This window comes from Enterococcus sp. DIV1283b (assembly GCF_051710965.1).
In the GTDB taxonomy this organism is placed as follows: domain Bacteria; phylum Bacillota; class Bacilli; order Lactobacillales; family Enterococcaceae; genus Enterococcus_B; species Enterococcus_B lactis.
Genome location: NZ_JBIOLR010000001.1, coordinates 1,425,504 through 1,442,535 on the forward strand (window position 1 = coordinate 1,425,504; position 17,032 = coordinate 1,442,535).

At 36.9% G+C, this 17,032-nt stretch carries 19 protein-coding genes; 15 read left to right on the forward strand and 4 right to left on the reverse strand.

The features are described 5' to 3' along the window. Positions 1-202 precede the first annotated feature (202 nt). From IGJ53_RS06995 to IGJ53_RS07005, 3 genes are all read left to right on the forward strand, one after another. Positions 203-709, forward strand: a complete 507-nt coding sequence (locus tag IGJ53_RS06995) for a cysteine hydrolase family protein (RefSeq protein WP_259741887.1) — start codon at positions 203-205, stop codon at positions 707-709. Positions 710-877: 168 nt separating this feature from the next. Further along, the gene (locus IGJ53_RS07000; RefSeq protein WP_259741888.1) at positions 878-2,791 is read left to right on the forward strand and encodes an alpha/beta fold hydrolase; all 1,914 of its coding nucleotides are present in this window, start codon (positions 878-880) and stop codon (positions 2,789-2,791) included. A 4-nt stretch (positions 2,792-2,795) separates the two neighbouring features. Continuing rightward, positions 2,796-3,797: an alpha/beta hydrolase gene (locus tag IGJ53_RS07005; protein ID WP_010732543.1), complete on the forward strand. Its 1,002-nt coding sequence runs from the start codon at positions 2,796-2,798 to the stop codon at positions 3,795-3,797. A 245-nt stretch (positions 3,798-4,042) separates the two neighbouring features. On the opposite strand, the gene IGJ53_RS07010 is transcribed toward IGJ53_RS07005, so the two are convergent. Together IGJ53_RS07010 and IGJ53_RS07015 are read right to left on the reverse strand one after the other, a co-directional pair. After that, the gene (locus tag IGJ53_RS07010) at positions 4,043-4,249 is read right to left on the reverse strand and encodes a DUF3955 domain-containing protein (protein ID WP_002296638.1); all 207 of its coding nucleotides are present in this window, start codon (positions 4,247-4,249) and stop codon (positions 4,043-4,045) included. Between the two features lie 658 nt (positions 4,250-4,907). Beyond that, entirely contained in the window at positions 4,908-5,756 is an 849-nt protein-coding gene (locus tag IGJ53_RS07015) for a MurR/RpiR family transcriptional regulator (RefSeq protein ID WP_002335083.1), read from the reverse strand. Positions 5,757-5,921: 165 nt separating this feature from the next. Here IGJ53_RS07015 and gnd point away from each other — a divergent pair, with 165 nt between their 5' ends. The 10 genes from gnd to IGJ53_RS07065 all read left to right on the forward strand — a co-directional run bounded on the left by gnd (position 5,922) and on the right by IGJ53_RS07065 (position 14,380). After that, positions 5,922-6,824, forward strand: a complete 903-nt coding sequence (gene gnd, locus IGJ53_RS07020) for a phosphogluconate dehydrogenase (NAD(+)-dependent, decarboxylating) (RefSeq protein WP_010732544.1) — start codon at positions 5,922-5,924, stop codon at positions 6,822-6,824. A gap of 1 nt (position 6,825) precedes the next feature. Then, positions 6,826-7,827, forward strand: a complete 1,002-nt coding sequence (locus IGJ53_RS07025) for a D-isomer specific 2-hydroxyacid dehydrogenase family protein (RefSeq protein WP_010732545.1) — start codon at positions 6,826-6,828, stop codon at positions 7,825-7,827. 8 nt (positions 7,828-7,835) lie between these two features. Next, positions 7,836-8,939: an iron-containing alcohol dehydrogenase family protein gene (locus tag IGJ53_RS07030; protein ID WP_010732546.1), complete on the forward strand. Its 1,104-nt coding sequence runs from the start codon at positions 7,836-7,838 to the stop codon at positions 8,937-8,939. 13 nt (positions 8,940-8,952) lie between these two features. Then, a complete protein-coding gene (locus tag IGJ53_RS07035) occupies positions 8,953-9,786 on the forward strand; it encodes a PTS mannose/fructose/sorbose/N-acetylgalactosamine transporter subunit IIC (protein ID WP_259741889.1) in 834 nt (277 codons plus the stop codon). 17 nt (positions 9,787-9,803) lie between these two features. Then, the gene (locus tag IGJ53_RS07040) at positions 9,804-10,661 is read left to right on the forward strand and encodes a PTS system mannose/fructose/sorbose family transporter subunit IID (RefSeq protein WP_002374645.1); all 858 of its coding nucleotides are present in this window, start codon (positions 9,804-9,806) and stop codon (positions 10,659-10,661) included. A 21-nt stretch (positions 10,662-10,682) separates the two neighbouring features. Further along, a complete protein-coding gene (locus IGJ53_RS07045; protein ID WP_002296648.1) occupies positions 10,683-11,192 on the forward strand; it encodes a PTS system mannose/fructose/N-acetylgalactosamine-transporter subunit IIB in 510 nt (169 codons plus the stop codon). A gap of 549 nt (positions 11,193-11,741) precedes the next feature. Further along, positions 11,742-12,095 carry a hypothetical protein gene (locus IGJ53_RS07050; RefSeq protein ID WP_042956975.1) on the forward strand — a complete coding sequence of 118 codons (354 nt, stop codon included), beginning with the start codon at positions 11,742-11,744 and terminating at the stop codon, positions 12,093-12,095. Between the two features lie 33 nt (positions 12,096-12,128). Continuing rightward, the gene (locus IGJ53_RS07055; protein ID WP_010732549.1) at positions 12,129-12,572 is read left to right on the forward strand and encodes a PTS sugar transporter subunit IIA; all 444 of its coding nucleotides are present in this window, start codon (positions 12,129-12,131) and stop codon (positions 12,570-12,572) included. 16 nt (positions 12,573-12,588) lie between these two features. Further along, positions 12,589-13,674 (forward strand): mannonate dehydratase, encoded by a 1,086-nt coding sequence (gene uxuA, locus IGJ53_RS07060; RefSeq protein ID WP_010732550.1) that lies wholly within the window; start codon positions 12,589-12,591, stop codon positions 13,672-13,674. Further along, entirely contained in the window at positions 13,667-14,380 is a 714-nt protein-coding gene (locus IGJ53_RS07065) for an HAD family hydrolase (protein ID WP_010732551.1), read from the forward strand. Before uxuA ends, IGJ53_RS07065 begins: the two co-directional genes overlap by 8 nt. 195 nt (positions 14,381-14,575) lie before the next feature. Here IGJ53_RS07065 and IGJ53_RS07070 read toward each other — a convergent pair whose 3' ends face one another. Continuing rightward, a complete protein-coding gene (locus IGJ53_RS07070) occupies positions 14,576-14,725 on the reverse strand; it encodes a hypothetical protein (RefSeq protein WP_002296658.1) in 150 nt (49 codons plus the stop codon). 386 nt (positions 14,726-15,111) lie between these two features. Between IGJ53_RS07070 and IGJ53_RS07075 the strand changes: the two genes are divergently transcribed. Further along, entirely contained in the window at positions 15,112-15,312 is a 201-nt protein-coding gene (locus tag IGJ53_RS07075; RefSeq protein ID WP_002293303.1) for a cold-shock protein, read from the forward strand. A 526-nt stretch (positions 15,313-15,838) separates the two neighbouring features. Beyond that, on the forward strand, positions 15,839-16,426 hold the full coding sequence (locus tag IGJ53_RS07080; protein WP_010732553.1) for a hypothetical protein: 588 nt from the start codon (positions 15,839-15,841) through the stop codon (positions 16,424-16,426). A gap of 224 nt (positions 16,427-16,650) precedes the next feature. On the opposite strand, the gene IGJ53_RS07085 is transcribed toward IGJ53_RS07080, so the two are convergent. Further along, positions 16,651-17,016, reverse strand: coding sequence for a TIGR02328 family protein (locus tag IGJ53_RS07085; protein WP_010732554.1), 366 nt, complete (start codon positions 17,014-17,016; stop codon positions 16,651-16,653). Between the last annotated feature and the right edge of the window lie 16 nt (positions 17,017-17,032).

Below are 17,032 nucleotides of genomic sequence, written 5' to 3' on the forward strand. Positions count from 1 at the left end.
AAATGCCATTTAGAGGTGTAAAATAAGAAAATGTTGTCACGTATAAAGGAACGAACGAGATAAGAAATGCTATCAAAGGAACCCCAATAAAAAAATCAGAAAATGGAATATATTTTTTTGATTGCTAACCATAAAATGGAAAATAGTAGTAAACGAAACATCATTAGAAGAAAGAACTAGAAAAAAGAAAGAAGGCATACGTATGTCAAACACAGCCGACGTATTAGTAGTGATCGATTTACAAAAAGGGGTATGTTTTGATTCTTCGCCGATACACGAATTAGAAACAGTGACAGCATTAGTGAATAAAAGAATCAAAACATACGAAACGATTGGAAAGCCAGTTATTTTCGTTCAACACGAAGATGATCAATTAGTACCAGGAACAAAACCATGGGAGCTATTGTCGGAATTATCTATTCCTGAACACAGTTATTTTGTGAGAAAAACCCATGCGAATTCATTTTATAAGACGAATCTGAGTATGTTATTAACTGAATTGGACTGTCATTCGATCGAATTATGTGGGGCACAAACAGAGTATTGTATAGATACGACTGTGAAGTTTGCTCATGGATTAGGATACCAGCTTATGATGTGCAGAGGAGCAGCGACGACTTATGATCATCCTTTTATGAAAGCGAAGGAAACAATCGCTTTTTACGAAAAGATTTGGGATAAACGATTTCTGACATTTTTGGAGCAATAAGTTATTTCATCGTTTAAAGAAAAGCAGAATGGATACTGGTTTATCCATTCTGTTTTGTTACGGAAATTGAGAAAATGATCCTGTTCTATTTTTATGGGATAAACCGTTTATTTTTTGTATAAAAAATGTTTGCGTTTACATATAATTCTCCTAGAATCATAAAAAGGAGTGAATCGATTGAGAACAAAACAAGTGTTAAAGGGAGCGTTGGTCGTCTTATTTGCTGTAAGTACAAACGTCCCGCAATGGTCAGTATATGGAGAGAGTATCTTTTCCGAATCGGGATCTAGGGAGGTCGAAACCACGGAAACAACTGATGCTAGAAACGAAACGAAATCGAGTACTTCACAAACAGAAACAAGTACTGAAACAACGGCTGAGACATCTGTTACTAGCACAGATCAAGAAACGACCGCTACCACAGATAACCAACAAACAGAAGAAGCAACAGCTACAAAAACGCCAAACGACGAATCCTCTTCTGCTAAAGTAAGTGACAAAGAGAATGGGACAGAAAATGAGGATATCGGTAAAGGCGAAAATTTCAATGGTAAAAAATATTTGAATTACTTCGGTAAACAGATGACAGAAATACTTAATGGACCAGCAGAAGACATCAAGTCAAAATTAATAAAGTTATTAGTCACTGAGCTTGCTGTTAATGATTATGGTGTAGATAAAGAGATTATCAAACATCTGATTGCTACTTATCTATTGTATGATATCGCTTTTTCTAAAAATAGTGTGTTGATGTCGATGCTTGGAGGTACAGATGATGGTACGACGCCTGCAGAAAACACAGGCTTCTATCCAAATACAAAACAACTTCATCAAACTGTACTAAACAAACAAGACGGCAAAATGATGGATGTGTATGCTTACTATGTCGACCAGGGTTCAGATAAAACAGTCATGATCCATGGCGGATTTCGTGGGAATTGGAATAATGGGATCGTTACAGAAGAATACAATGATTTTTATAAGGCAGGGTATAATTTACTATTTGTTGATTCCAGAGCGACTGGTAACAGTGGAGGCGATTATGTAACCTATGGACAATATGAATCAGATGATGTCCTTTACTGGATCAATCAAGAAGTTCGAGAACGTCCATCTCAAAAGATCCTGCTGTATGGTGGTTCCATGGGAGCAGCTACGATGATGTCTGTATTAGCAAAAGATATACCAGTCAATGTCAAAGGAATTATTGAAAATTGCGGATTTGCATCAATCGATGAACAACTACGTTTTACGTATAGCCAGACAGTAGTTCCCGCATTACCGGATGCCATAAAAAATCAGTTAGACATCATTGAGGATCAAGAGCATGAAGATTTGTTTATGGGGCTTTTGAAACAATATTATTTTGATCAGGAGATGCATTTGGATCCAACAGCCGCTCTACCTACGATTGGGATGTCTGGTTCATTGCCTAAATTGATCATCCATGGAACGGCAGATGATGTAGTACCTGTATCTAACGCGCAAAAATTATATGAGTTAGCAGGAGGATATAAAGACCTTTTACTGGTAGAAGGAGCAGGGCATGGAAAGGCACAGGGAGTTGACCATGCTGCCTACACGAAACATGTAACGGACTTTTTGAAAGTAGTGTTCCATGATCAGATAAACGTAAAGTATGTGGATGAAAACAATAAAAGTCTACTCAAAGACCAGGACGAAATCCAGCTTTACGGAGCTTATGGAGAGAATTATGTGACAGAGCAAAAGACATTCGAAGGATACGAATTAGCAAATGTTGAAGGACCGACTGAAGGTGTTTTTAACGAGACGATACCAACTATTATTTACCATTACAAAAAAATTCCAGTAGCTCCACCAAAAAAACAAGATCCGACAGAGAATGCAGACAATAAGGGAAAGAATGAACCTCGAGATGATCAATCAAGTGATGATACGCAACCGATTCAGATGACAGTGAAAGTACAAAAAAAGACAGATACAAAAAAAAGAATGTTGCCGAAAACTGGGGAAAAGAAACATTCGCTTCTCATTTATTCAGGCGGATTTTTGTCTGCTAGCACGATCATCACATGGATTTGGCGAAGAAAGAGAGGGTAAATGAATGAAGTGGTTCAAGCGAATAGTGATTGCAGTGCCAGTTATCATCGTAGTTATTTTAGTCACTGTATTTTTGATTAATCAAATCACACCAAAGCCGATTAGTTTGCTTGTTAGAAAACAATTTGACACAAGTGAAAAAGAACAAGTATATGCCAGACCAGACGATTTCCAGCAAAAAATCAAACAAATCGATAGAAATAAAGAAATATCTTATCCTTCAAAGTACAAAAACAATCATATGGATATCTACACACCGAAAACGGAGAAGAAAAAGTTGCCAATCCTTTTCTGGATGCATGGAGGCGCATATGTAGGAGGGGATAAAAACGATTGTCGTGATTATTTGGAATATCTATGTTCAGATACGCAGCAGATCGTCGTAAATATCGATTATGAACGATCGCCTGAAGCAAAGCATCCTACACCAGTTATCCAATTGAATGAAGCCATTCAAGCAGCCAAAAAAGAGATAAAAGAGCAAGCGGATTGGTCGAATATTTCGATTGGTGGCGATTCAGCAGGCGCACAAATTAGCGGAGAGTATTTGTTAGCACTTCAAAACGAAGAAATCAAAAAAGCCGATCAACTTGGTCCAACTTTGGAGAACAAGCAGATCACAAAATTTGTTTCTTTGTCTGGACTACTAGACCCTTCTGCATTTACCCAAGTAAGTGATAAGATTTCTAGCTTTCTTTATGCAAAATGTGGATGGGCTTATTTTGATAATAAGAACTTTGAGCGTTTAGAAGAGGTCAAACATTTAGCTTTAGCTAGACATACAGACCATTGGACGCAAAAAATATTCTTGACGGACGGAAACACAAATACGTTTACGAAACAAATGGAACAAACAGCTTCTATATTTGAAAAAGCAGGAGTGGAAGTCACAAAAGTAGACTATACGGAGAAAAATGTTGTCTTGAACCATGAATATCAGTTTGATTTTAGTAATAAACAAGCGCAAGAAACATACCGAAAATTAGTAGCATTTTTCAAGGAATAAACGCTCATGATGTAAAAAAGGATGTGAAGAAGCTGCTTAGTTCCTTCTGACTCGGAACTAAGCAGCTTCTCATGTTTGATGAATAGTGGGACTTGTGACTGAAGAGCTTGTAGGTACCGTATATCAGCTCTCGCGAAAAAGATGTTCAGCCTATTGTCAAAAGGTTGTCTATGGAAAAATTTTATTCGGAATAAGGGAAGGTGATACGATTTTTTCCACGAGCTCTTTTACGTAAATTTTATAAGTCAGATTTGTTGTTTCGATCGTTTAAAAAAGGCAACAAATCCGAATCCAGCGGAGGCAAGAAGGGACAAAAAACCGAGTGGTAAGCAAAAGAATGCTGGTTCTACTAATATTCCGTTGTTATTGATATAAGGCTGGGAACAAAGATGAATAGCAAATAAAATCAATGCACTAGCGAAAAAAAGCAAAGAAATATGAATAGCTTTCATACGCAGCACCTCCTTTTTTATAATTATAGGATAGATAGATTAAGAATCCATAAATGTGACAAGTTTGTTAGAATGTGAACAAAAACTACCATCTATCAATCATGAGTAAGCTTGAAACAAAGATATCTCACGATAAGTCAAAGAGGATTCATCCATCATATAGATAGAAAGTTCATTAGTATATGTCTAGACCAATAATGAAAAATATGAGAAACTAATAGAAAAGGTTTAGGATACCCCCAAAAGAATTTCCCCAAAAATTCGATGTATCCTAAACTTTTTTATTTTACATAACAATCATAACAACTGTGAAATAAAATTACAAACGATAACCTAATATGTATTCGAAAGCCAGTTTTGTCAAGAGAATGCTTGATTCATCAAAGATTTATTTTTATTTTTTAGAAAATAAGAAACAAAACTAATAAAAAAAAGAAAAAATAAATTTTTCCCTGCTGTATACTATCCTTGTTATCGCATCTAATAAGTCACTCGAATAATACCAATACAACCTTCTCCAAAGATGTGATAACATACGTTCTAACCCACCGACTATCGATGTTCTGTACCACCCTTACAGAACCCGAAAAGCCACTACCAAATATTTGGTAATGGCTTTTTAGGTTTTAATGGATTTTTTACTTTTTCTGTTATGGTGCTATTTCTTGATTTCAGAAATCGTATGACGAACTTTAGCGATAGAACGACGTGATTCTTTTTCATTATAAAACATCAAGATTACATATAGAGAGTCTAAAATACTTAGTTGCGAAATACGGGAAGCTAATGCTTCAGATCGGAATTCTGTTTCTTCAGAAATAGAAATAAAAACGACATCGCCAAGTTTAGCAAGGGAAGAATTAGCTTGGCTAGTAATAACAATTGTTTTTGCTCCAGTTTTTCTGACGGTTTCAGCAATATGGATTGTTTCTTTTGATTGCCCTGTGTGAGAAATCAAAACAGCACAGTCTTTTTCCGTCAATAAAGAAGCTTCCATCAACTGAATATGGTAATCCGTACTGTGAGAAGTCGCGATAGGGGAACGCAAAAATTTATGGTAGGCGTCAGTTGCTACAATCTCTGAACCACCAACACCGAAAAAATAGACACGTTTAGATTCATTGATAATAGTAGCTGCTTTTTTTAGATCTTTTTGTTGTAATAACCTTTTTGTGTCATTTAAAGTGGAAATACTAGACTCGAACACTTTTTGCGCCATAGTGAGCTCAGTATCCGTTTTCTGAATATTTTCATGGATTGAAATAGCAGATAGATCATTTTCTTGGATCAACATGGCCATTTTAAAATCTTTAAATCCATTATAACCAAGTTTTTTTGTAAATTGAAAAAAAGTAGAGTCAGCAATGCCCAGTTCACTTGCTAAATTGCTGATCGGACTATGACTTACTTTGCTAGGATTTTCTAAAATATAATCGGCGATAGCCTGTTCTTTTGGGCTGAAGTCGTTGTACATTGTTTTGATTTGTAGTCTTATGGAGACGCTCATGAGAATTCCTCCTTTTTATAATAAGATTATCATTTTTTCCGTTCTCATTAATGTTAAAGATACAAGGAGAGTAGGAAAAAATCAAACAAAAAATATTTTTGTAAAATCTATTTACAAAAAAATATTTTTTTGTATAATGAGGGTATAAGAAATGGAGGCGCTATCATGGAAATTGGTGTAATTGGTTTGGGAAAAATGGGATTGAATTTAGCTTTAAACTTAAAAGAGCACCATCACAAAGTACAAGGACTCGACATTTCAAGTACAGCTGTTAGTCTGGCAAGAGAAAGTGGCGTTCCTGCTTATCAAGAGATCTCTGAATTTCTAGCTACTTTTGAGCAGAAAAAAATCATCTGGTTAATGCTTCCTGCTGGAGAGATAACCGAAAACATGTTAAGAAAACTTTTTCCAAAACTCGGACCAGGAGACATTGTTATTGAAGGCGGAAACTCTTATTATAAAGATTCAATCCGTCGAGCAGAAGATTTTCAGAAAAATGAAATCGGTTACTTGGATTGCGGGACTTCTGGGGGAATCGAAGGAGCACGACATCAAGCCTGCTTAATGATTGGAGGAGATAAAGAAACTTTTCTATCCGTGGAACAATTATTCAAAGATGTAGCAATTGAAAGAGGATATCTGTATGCTGGTGCATCCGGAAGCGGACACTTCTTGAAAATGATCCATAATGGAATCGAATATGGAATGATGCAAGCAATCGGTGAAGGATTCCAACTTGTACAAAAAAGTGAGTATGCTTTTGACTTGGAACAAGTCGCACGTGTTTGGAATCATGGTTCGGTGATTCGCGGCTGGCTGATGGAAATCATGGAAGATCAGTTAAAAGAACATCCCAATTTAAGTAATTATCGGGGAATCGTTTCTGCATCAGGTGAAGCAAAATGGACGGTTGAAACAGCGCTAGAAATGGCTGTTCCAGTTCCAGTAATTGCAACTAGTTTGTTCATGAGGAATCTTTCACAGGAAGAAGATAGTTTTTCAGCAAAAGTAGTTTCAGCACTAAGAAATGGGTTTGGCGGACATGAAATAGTTGAAAAGGGTGAGTAAAATGCCAGATTATCATATAGCAATCGTTAATTCCAGCAGTTTCGGGAAAGTTTTTCCACACCACTTGGAAAGATTAAAGTCGGTTGGAGACGTTCATTTCTTTACTGTTGATCAAGAGATTCCAGGAAAAGAATTAGCGGAGTTACTTAAAGGATTCAATATCATTATTGCAAGTGTTACGCCATTTTTTCGACGAGATTTTTTCGAAAACAAAGATGAATTGCTATTGATTTCCCGACATGGTATTGGTTACAACAATATTGATTTAAAAGCAGCAAAAGAACACCAGACAATCGTATCTATCATACCTGCTTTAGTTGAACGAAATGCTGTAGCAGAAAATAATATAACTAATTTGTTGTCCATGCTTCGACGCACGACACAAGCACAAGCAAGAGTCAAGGACGATCGATGGGAAGATCGGGCGGAGTTCGTCGGTAGGACGCTGTTTAACAAAACAGTTGGTGTGATTGGTGCAGGAAATACCGGCAGCGGAGTAATCGAAATTTTGCGTAACGGTTTTCGCTGTGATGTTCTAGCTTATGATCCTCACAAATCAGATTTATACATCGAAAGCTTTGGTGCAAAAAAAGTAGAACTTCAAGAATTACTGGAACATTCAGATATCATTTGTTTATGTGCGAATTTGACAGAAGAGAACTATCACATGATTTCTGCTAAAGAAGTCGATCAGATGAAAGAAAATGTTTATCTATCTAATAGTGCAAGAGGCGCTCTAGTTGATGAAGAAGCGATGATTAATGGTCTGAAAAGCGGAAAGATCGCAGGATATGCCACAGATGTTTTAGAAGAAGAACCGGGACGTCAAGATCATCCGTATTTAGCGTTTGAACAAGTAGTGATTACGCCACATATATCGGCCTACACAAGGGAATGTTTAGAAGCAATGGGTGAAAAATGTGTCAGAGATGTAGAACAGATCAGTCAGCATCTTCTTCCTGAACGTTCTGTCCAGACAGAGAGTGATTATATAAAAGGATGATGAAGAAAATGGTGAACGGGTTAAAAGTGAAAACGGGTCCTCAATTTTATTTATATGAAGAAGGTGGCATTTCAAAAGTTTATGATCTCTTAGAATCATACGGCGCAAAAAGAGTATTGATTACCCATGGAACGGTATCATGGGAAAAGGCGCTACCTAAATTAGTATTTTTGAATGACGAAACGATTCAATTTTTTTATCATCGTTATTCTGGAGAATGTAGTTACGCTGAAGCCAGACGAATAGCTACAATCATCAAAGAAAATGAAATCGATTTCTTGGTTGGCGTTGGCGGAGGAAAACTGACCGATCTAGTGGGTTATAGCGCAAACCTTGCAAAAATCAATTTTGGCGTCATACCTACTTTAGCTAGTAATTGCGCTCCTTGGACACCACTTGCTGTCATGTATAAGGAGAATGGACAAGCAGAAGGGAAAACAGAACACTTTTACAGACAAGCTGCTTTTTTTATAACAGATCCCCAATTAGTGATTGATTCCCCTGTTCCATATTTCATTGCCGGGTTAGCAGATACACTTGCCAAATGGTATGAATCTGAGCTCATCTTAGAACAAGATTTTTTGCAAGATGAATCATTTTTGAAGCTAGCACAAGATACTGCGAAGATCTGCAAAGAAGAGATTTTGAATCATTCTGCTAAAGCAATCCAAGATATGGCACAAAGAAAACTGACATCGGAGTTCAAACAGCTTTCAGAGATTATCTTTGCTGTTGCTGGTTTAGTTGGAGGATTAGGAGATAAATATGCAAGAAATGCGGCAGCACATGCTATGCATGACGCTATCAGTAAATATATTCCGGAAAGCCATCGTTTTCTACATGGAGAAAAAGTGGCGTATGGAATTTTCTACCAATTGGCACTAGAAGGTCGTTGGGAAAAAATAGACGAGTTATATCCTTTGTATCAGGAATTAGAACTGCCGGTTTCTCTAGAACAAATGGGATTATTTCCGAAAGATAAACAAATAATAGATAAAATGGCTGAATTTATTGATTCGAAAGAGAAAGTGCATTTGATTCCTATAGAGGTGACAAAGAAATCATTGATACAGTCAATGATGGAACTGGAAGGTTATATCAGAAAGATCTGAAGGAGGAGGACACATGGAAACATTAAGTGTAGTACAAAGTTTGTTGATTGCTTTATGGGTAGCCGCGGTCATGTCCCGCTGGTTAGGTGGAGGAGCCACGTTGACCTTACGTTTTTCTCCTTTGATGACTGGATTAGTCGTCGGGTTGATCATGGGGGAAGTTGCACAAGCAATGATCGTTACAGCTGCTCTGCAAATGATTTATATGGGGGTTTTTTCTCCAGGAGGATCGATGCCAGCTGAACCTTCCATTGCAGCAGCTATCGCAGTACCAGTCGCATTATTAGGGGATCTGTCGCCAGAAGCAGCGATTGCTGTTGCAGTGCCAGTCGGATTGCTCGGAAGTTACTTGTATCAGTTTCGTTTTTTCATCAATACTTTTTTAGGTAAATATACAGATAAAGCTGTAGAAGATTTGAATACAAAAGCTATGGCCCGATCAATTATTCTTTATCCAACGGTTGCCTCATTTTTATTATTCGTTCCGCTTGTTTTCGTTGCTTTATATTTAGGGGCACCATTGATTGCTGATGTAATCAAAGCTTTAGAGGGAACGGTTGTTATCCACATTCTTGAAGTAGTAGGTGGAGGGTTAGCGGCAATCGGTATCGCGACAACTGTATACGTTATCGGTCGAAAAGATTATCTGGTCTTTTTCTTCCTTGCTTATTTTATGAGTGTTGTTTTGAAATCTTTAGATATTACGATGGTTACTTATGCCATTTTTGGGATTATTATCGCTTTGATCTTTGTCCAGTCGCAAAAAGGGAAACAAGTACAGCCTGCTACAAACAATAACAATTCAGCATCTTTTGATGACGAAGATGACTATGATGACGGATTTTAATTTAGGAGGAATGGGAAATGGCTGAAATAATGGATAATCAAACAGGTGCTCCTGAAGAAATCACGAAAAAAGATGTAACAAAAGCATATCTGAGATGGCATTTTGCAAATGAAATTCCTCACTCTTTTGAACGTTACTTGGCGCCATCACTACTATACGGAATGATGCCAATCTTGAAAAAACTTTATAAAGATGAAGACGCTTTAAAAGCAGCGTATAAACGGCAGTTACTGTTCTTCAACACTCAATTAAGCTGGGGCGGCGGTGTGATCACTGGCCTAATGTCTTCTATGGAACAGCAAAGAGCAGAAGAAGAGTATGAAGAGAAAGAGATTCTGATGCAGGATGACTTGATGTATAACACGAAAGCGGGATTGATGGGGGCACTAGCAGGAATCGGAGATGCAATCGATTCAGGAACCGTCCAATATATTTTTATTGCGATCGCGGTACCTTGGGCACAACAGGGAAGTCCTTTAGGCGCACTTTTTCCTTTTATCTGCTTTGGGTTGTATCAGGTTTTACTAGGGGTATTTTTCGCAAGACAAGCTTTCACTATGGGCCGTAATGCTACAGGCCTGATGCAAAACACTGGTGTTCAGACAGCGATTGAAATGCTATCAGTTTTAGGATTGTTTATGATGGGGGTGCTTGCGGGAAACTATGTAAAAGTAGAATCTTCATTGAAATTTGCAATTTCCGGACGTGAGTTTGTTATCCAGGAAATTCTTGATCAAATCGTGCCAGGAATATTACCTTTAGCTGTCGTAATGGGTGTGTACTTGTTCTATACGAAAAAAGGTTTGAAAGTCACACAAGCATTATTATGGCTGACAGGAATATTAATTGTGCTAGCAGGAATCGGAATTTTATAAAAAGAAGGGAATGTGAATAAGATGGGTGTAGTCAATTTAGCGCGTGTGGATGAGCGTTTGATCCATGGGCAAGTAATGGTAACGTTATCTCAAAAAAGTGGAGTGAATTCCATTTTTGTTGTAGACGAAGTTGTAGCAAAAGATAAATTTATGAGAGATCTTTACAAAAATGCAGGAAGCCGTACAGGACAAAAAACAATTGTCATTACACCAGAGAAAGCTAAATTCTATTGGGATGAATATCAATTTAAAGAGTACAACTGTATTTTGATCGCAAAAACAGTCCAAACGATTTACGACTTAGTAAAACACGGAATCCCCATGGAAGAATTGAATATCGGAGGGATTGCTCAAAAAAATCCTGATACAGATCTTTTAGTGACGAAATCTGTTTATTTAAATAAATCAGATGCTGAAAAATTGAAAGAAATGAATGAACAATATGGCGTAAAGAATATTTATTTTCAAGCCACTCCATCTGCACCTAAAACAGGATTAAAAGATGTATTGAACAAGTTTGATTTGTCATGAACAAATGCTTAGAAAAAAGATAAAGAGGGCGGGAAAATGAAGAAGAACGAACTGTTTCGTGATTGGGAATTCCGTTATCGCTATGTTTACCGTAAGCGACGTACAAAAAAGAGTAAACAGCGTTTTCTTTCAGCGTTGGTATCAGATATTTACAGTATGAGAACAGATGTGACAGTCATTGCTTACGATACGCCAGCCTACCGATCAAAAAATATTTATGTTGGAGATATCGAAAAAGCAGAGAAAGTTATCTGTACTTATTACGATACACCCGTTCATACATTAGGAAGTTATTTCATGTTTGATTGGAAAGACCAACGGAAAAAAACAATCTATTCTATATTATTGTCCTTCATTTTGTTGTTCAGTTTAGGTTGGTGGGGAATGATGATATATAACGGAAATCCTCATCACGTATTCGATCTGCTATCCGTACAAACAAGTATCACTGTACTAGCATTTGGGAGCTACTTTTTCTTATTGGGAAAAGCAGCGCGCGGATGGTCTAGCAGACAAACGTTTATTCGAAATACTTCATCCATATTAACGATGCTGGAAATGATCCGTACGATCGATGATCCGAGTGTAGCGTATGCGTTTGTTGATGAAGGCTGTTATGGAAAAAAGGGTTTGGACAGTGTGAGATTGAGTATGAAAAAAGAGGGCATTCTTTTTTATCTAGACTCTGTTGGGGCAGATACACCGTTACAGTTTTCGGGAAATTATTTTTCAAATGAAGAACAGTGGCTAAAACAAGTGGATGAGTTGAAAGAAAAAAATATCAATTATATTTTTAGTGCAAGAAAAAAGCAAGCGCAGTTTTTCTATTTGACCAAAACAGATTTACGAGGGAAAACATTTAATTGGCAAAATGCCAACCAGATTATTGCTCTTTTTCGATAATTGAAAAGTGCAAAACAAGGAGTGAGAAGACTCATGTTGGAAATCATGATCGTTACACATGGTAAGTTGAGCGAAGGACTGAAAGATGCGGCAGAAGTAATTGTCGGGACATCAAGCCATATTGAAACAGTGTGCTTAGAGTCTGGGGAAGACATCCAAACATTCGGAGAGAAGGTCAAAGAAAATTTAACTATGATCAACACAGCAGAACCCGTACTAGTATTTGTTGATCTAATTAGCGCAAGTCCGTACAATCAAGCGCTCTTGGCAGTCAATGAACTGACTGAAGAAAAGAAAGCAGCCACTTATGTCATAGGAGGCGTGAATCTGCCAATGTTGTTAGAAGCAATCAATCATCAGATGCTTCACACACCGATAGAAGAAGCGGTGGAACAAATTGTCAAACAAGGAAAAGATAATTTAACTGTTTGGCATGCTTCAGCGGAAGAAAAAAATTTAGATGAGGACGATTTTTAGAAGGAAGGCTGAAAAGATGAAGTGGGGATTTAGATGGTATGGTGAAAAAGGGGATTCGATCCCATTAAAATATGTTCGACAAATACCGGGAATAAATGGGATAATTGGAACTTTGCTGACTAAAATGCCTGGAGATGTTTGGGAGATTTCAGAAATTGAGGAGTTGAAAGCATCTGTTGAGAGCCAAGGACTGGAACTGCTTGGAATTGAAAGTGTCGCAGTCCATGATGCAATCAAGGCAGGAACAGAAGAACGAGATTACTATATTGATAACTATATACAAACAATCAAAAACTTGTCTCGATGTGGGGTTCGATTGATTTGCTATAGCTTCAAACCAATTTTTGGATGGGCGAAAACTGATTTGTTTAATGAAAACAACGATGGAAGCTATTCTCTTTTATACGATCAGAAAATCGTCGATCAGATGGAGCCAGGAGAGATGTATCAATTGATACACAGTCAGTCAAAGGGATTCAAATTGCCAGGTTGGGAAGAAGAACGGTTGAAAAAATTCGCTCAGCTGGAAAAACTGTATGAAGGAATGACCGAAGAAGAATTATTTGAAAATCTGACTTATTTTTTAGAAAAAGTGATTCCTGTATGCGAAAAAGCAGATGTAAAAATGGCTATCCATCCAGATGATCCACCATGGGAACTTTTTGGTTTTCCTAGAGTGACGAAAAATCTTGGCGACTTGAAGAAAATTCTAAATGCAGTAGATTCTCCATATAATGGACTAACGCTGTGCACAGGATCTTTAGGAGCAAATCCTGAAAACGATTTAGTTGAAATCATTCATGAGATAGGTTCTCGCATCCACTTTGTCCACTTTAGAAACGTGGAGTTTTTAGGAGAAAGAAAGTTCAAAGAAACGGCACATCCTTCTACAGAAGGCTCCCTTGATATGCACCATATTATGAAAGCGTTGGTGCAAGAAGGGTTCGACGGTCCTATACGCCCTGATCATGGTAGAACCGTGTGGGGTGAAGTGGCTATGCCTGGGTATGGCCTGTATGATCGTGCAATGGGACTCACTTACATGCAAGGTCTATATGAGGCGATAAGTAAGGAAAAACCACTGGGAGAGCATTATGAATAAAATCAAGCTCTTCATCTTTGATATGGATGGCCTTTTATTAGAAACTGGACGTTTAGCTTATCGTGCTTATGTAAAATCAGCACAAAAGTATGATTATGAAATGCGTAAGGAAGTCTATTATTTACTGACTGGCCAGACAGAAGCGGCTATAAGAGAACAAATGGGCAATTTGTACGGAGAAGATGTTCCATATATCAAATGGCGAGAAGCAATCAATCAATATAAAGAAAAAATTGTGGATGAAGACAAGAGAGTATATACGAAAAAAGGAGCAGAAGAAATTTTAGCTTTTGCAAAAGAAAGAGGAATCCATACAATCGTGGCTTCGTCTAATACACGGGTAAAAGTAGAAATGTATTTAAAAATGGAAAATCTATATGCCTTGTTTGACCAAATCATTTCAGGGGATGATGTAAAAAAAGGAAAGCCGGAACCAGAGATCTTTTTGAAAGCTTGTTCAAAAATGAATATTCCTCCAAGTGAAGCACTTGTATTTGAAGACTCCATTGCAGGGATCGAAGCAGCAAGGCGAGCGGGTATTTTGTCTTTTCTCATCAAAGATCATTTGATAGGGTTGCCCGATCATAATGGGAAGCATAAGTTGAAAGTAGATGTAAGTTTATATGAGTCCAATAAAGCAGACTATGAATTTTATGACCTGCATCAAGCAAAACGATTTTTAGAAAGTAAAGGGTTATATCTCTAATAAAGAGGACTAGTTTCTAGTTCTCTTTATTTATGGTCCTAGATGAGTGATGAAAAAGAAGCAATTTTTAACTTGTAGCATCTATTTGATTTGTATTGAAAAATTTGGAGTAAACACAAAACGCACCCCTGTTATCATCCAGTAGATGCGTTTAAAGAGAAGAACGAGAATCGTCCATATGAGGGTTTCCACTCCTTATGCAGATTTTTTTAATTCTTGCACTGCTTGTTCGATCGTAACACCTGTTGCTACATGATTGGTATTTTCTTTGTCAAAAACGACAAAGAGATTCAAATCTGTATCCAAGGTTACTCGATATTGTATATCTTTGTTATAGAATGTCATAGCCATTCTCCTTTCTTTAAATACTTGCTGAAAGGCAACGAACGCGTTGATAACGAAATTCCATTTATAAGTATACCACCAATTGAAAGGTTTTCATAGTTAAGAAATTTTAAAGAGAAATAATTGCCGATAAAAGCAAATAAACAAGAAAACAAAAAGTGAATCAAACGCGGTTATTCAACTTTTTTATCGATTCGAAGACAATAAATTTTATATTTTATTGCATTATTCTTGTGTTATTAGAAAAAGCATGATATATTAAATAAGTAATCTATTTTGAAACGTAATTTGAGCGATATATCTACATAGATAAAACTCCTTTTGCCTATCAAATATTTATTGCAACGAAAAAACGTACATTGATACGTATCAGGAGGAATTTATTTATGAATAACGGTACAGTAAAATGGTTCAACGCAGACAAAGGTTTTGGCTTCATCACTGGTGAAGATGGAAATGACGTATTTGCACATTTCTCAGCTATCCAAGGCGACGGCTTTAAAACTTTAGAAGAAGGCCAAGCAGTGTCTTACGATGTTGAAGATGGTCAACGTGGCCCTCAAGCAACAAACATTGTTAAAGCTTAATAAAAATTGACTTTTAACCGTCTTTTCTTTCGAAAAGACGGTTTTTTTGTACGAAGAAATTCATCGATCGTTGAATAGACGGAAGAATATTTTTCTTGGTGCTTTTTTGTTTCGTCCTTTGATTTTTTCATTTCATAGCTATGTTTGTTTGTCAATAGGTATTTTGGAGAAGTATTTTACATAAAGTTGTGTATTAATCATTAAAAAAAATAAAAAAACAGATCAACTATTATTTTTTCATAATTATTTAAAGAGAATTAAAACGAAAAAGCCTAATGATAGTAAGGCTTTGAAGGGATTTTTTTGTTTTTTAAATAACTAAATTTATTTTAGTTGTTTAAATTATACCTTTTATTTTAAGTGCGTTTAACTTATTTTTTTATTTAAAAATAACTATGTTATGTATTATGAAAGCTATAAGAGTTTTTAAATAAAATTTAAGAACATTTAGAAATTATTAAGCTTTATCTGAAAATAAAAAAACGAAATGTTATTATTTTAGTCTGTTTTCAGGGGGGATAATCTTATGATAAAAAAACTATTTTTACTATCAACATTAACACTAGCAATGGCCGGTTGTTCTACAACCGATTCGGCAACTGAATCAACAACAGAAACAACTGAAGACACGACAGAAGAGGTAAAAGTTGAGACGATCACAGAAGCAGAAGTAGACGAAGCACGGGAACGCTGGGCAGAAGCAATCATAAGTATCGGTGCAGCAAGCGAAGAAGGTATGGAGGAAGCAACAGAAAAAGCAGAAGAAGTCATCGAGACATTGTATGCATACGACGAAGGTGCTGTGCTTTTTAAACCAACCAAAGCTGCAGAGTTACCATTCAGGGCAACAAAAGAAGAAGCACTTTCTTATTTCGTTGGCGGTGATATCAGCGAAGATTCTGGTTTTGCGTTAGAGCCTTGGACAGACATCCGCTTCGACAATCATGAAACGATCATCGATACGGATTCAGCACTCGCTTCAGGAGAATATTACTTTACTTCTGGGGAAACGGGTGATGAAACAAAAGTAGAATATACTTTCGGATTTATACGTGATGACGAAGGTAACCTGAGAATCAACTTGCACCATTCGAGCTTACCCTACGTTGGTTAAGACTTTTTCGATGAGGGAAGAGTAGAAGAGTTTTTCATGTTATATCAGAGCGTGGGACAAAAGTAAAGAAAAACTTTTGTCTCACGCTCTAAACATGTGTAAACGGCGGAAGCAGAAGCAACTCCTTCGGAAATAAGCTGAAATTCACAAAAATTTGAAAAGCAATTTTCGTGAATTCCCTCTTATTTCTTGGAGTTAAACGCTTCTGTCCCAGCCTCTTTTTTTTAGGTAAGATAAATTCCTTTTTGCTCCAAATTTGCTAAACACTCTGCTAGATACACTTCATCATGTTCCGGATAAATTGGCACGCTACGCTCTACAGCAGGTAAATCAAAAAATGCTTCGCATGATTTGCCGCGGTACATAGGATCTGTCCATTCTGATGCTGGGCTGTAGCCACGTTTTTCCATTTCGTCTATGACGAGTTGATGATATTGAAATAATTTATAAGGAGAATAGTGGAAGACATAATCTACAGTGGCGTGTTTCTTTCCCCAACCATTTCCTCTCAACGCACAGCATTCTCGATGTTGTCCTAAAAGCTGCTGACGAGGAAGTTTTGAAATCAATTTTTCATGCCATAAACGCATAGATACATCTCCTTTT

Bases quoted from the DNA above. Each gene is read 5' to 3' on its own strand.
- IGJ53_RS07035 (WP_259741889.1), top strand. From the start codon at position 8,953: ATGGAAACATTAAGTGTAGTACAAAGTTTGTTGATTGCTTTATGGGTA.
- IGJ53_RS07070 (WP_002296658.1), bottom strand. From the start codon at position 14,725: ATGACATTCTATAACAAAGATATACAATATCGAGTAACCTTGGATACA.
- IGJ53_RS07055 (WP_010732549.1), top strand. From the start codon at position 12,129: ATGTTGGAAATCATGATCGTTACACATGGTAAGTTGAGCGAAGGACTG.
- IGJ53_RS07085 (WP_010732554.1), bottom strand. From the start codon at position 17,016: ATGCGTTTATGGCATGAAAAATTGATTTCAAAACTTCCTCGTCAGCAG.
- IGJ53_RS06995 (WP_259741887.1), top strand. From the start codon at position 203: ATGTCAAACACAGCCGACGTATTAGTAGTGATCGATTTACAAAAAGGG.
- IGJ53_RS07075 (WP_002293303.1), top strand. From the start codon at position 15,112: ATGAATAACGGTACAGTAAAATGGTTCAACGCAGACAAAGGTTTTGGC.
- gnd (WP_010732544.1), top strand. From the start codon at position 5,922: ATGGAAATTGGTGTAATTGGTTTGGGAAAAATGGGATTGAATTTAGCT.
- IGJ53_RS07050 (WP_042956975.1), top strand. From the start codon at position 11,742: ATGCTGGAAATGATCCGTACGATCGATGATCCGAGTGTAGCGTATGCG.
- IGJ53_RS07025 (WP_010732545.1), top strand. From the start codon at position 6,826: ATGCCAGATTATCATATAGCAATCGTTAATTCCAGCAGTTTCGGGAAA.
- IGJ53_RS07030 (WP_010732546.1), top strand. From the start codon at position 7,836: ATGGTGAACGGGTTAAAAGTGAAAACGGGTCCTCAATTTTATTTATAT.
- IGJ53_RS07065 (WP_010732551.1), top strand. From the start codon at position 13,667: ATGAATAAAATCAAGCTCTTCATCTTTGATATGGATGGCCTTTTATTA.
- IGJ53_RS07045 (WP_002296648.1), top strand. From the start codon at position 10,683: ATGGGTGTAGTCAATTTAGCGCGTGTGGATGAGCGTTTGATCCATGGG.
- IGJ53_RS07015 (WP_002335083.1), bottom strand. From the start codon at position 5,756: ATGAGCGTCTCCATAAGACTACAAATCAAAACAATGTACAACGACTTC.
- IGJ53_RS07010 (WP_002296638.1), bottom strand. From the start codon at position 4,249: ATGAAAGCTATTCATATTTCTTTGCTTTTTTTCGCTAGTGCATTGATT.
- IGJ53_RS07080 (WP_010732553.1), top strand. From the start codon at position 15,839: ATGATAAAAAAACTATTTTTACTATCAACATTAACACTAGCAATGGCC.
- IGJ53_RS07040 (WP_002374645.1), top strand. From the start codon at position 9,804: ATGGCTGAAATAATGGATAATCAAACAGGTGCTCCTGAAGAAATCACG.
- IGJ53_RS07005 (WP_010732543.1), top strand. From the start codon at position 2,796: ATGAAGTGGTTCAAGCGAATAGTGATTGCAGTGCCAGTTATCATCGTA.
- uxuA (WP_010732550.1), top strand. From the start codon at position 12,589: ATGAAGTGGGGATTTAGATGGTATGGTGAAAAAGGGGATTCGATCCCA.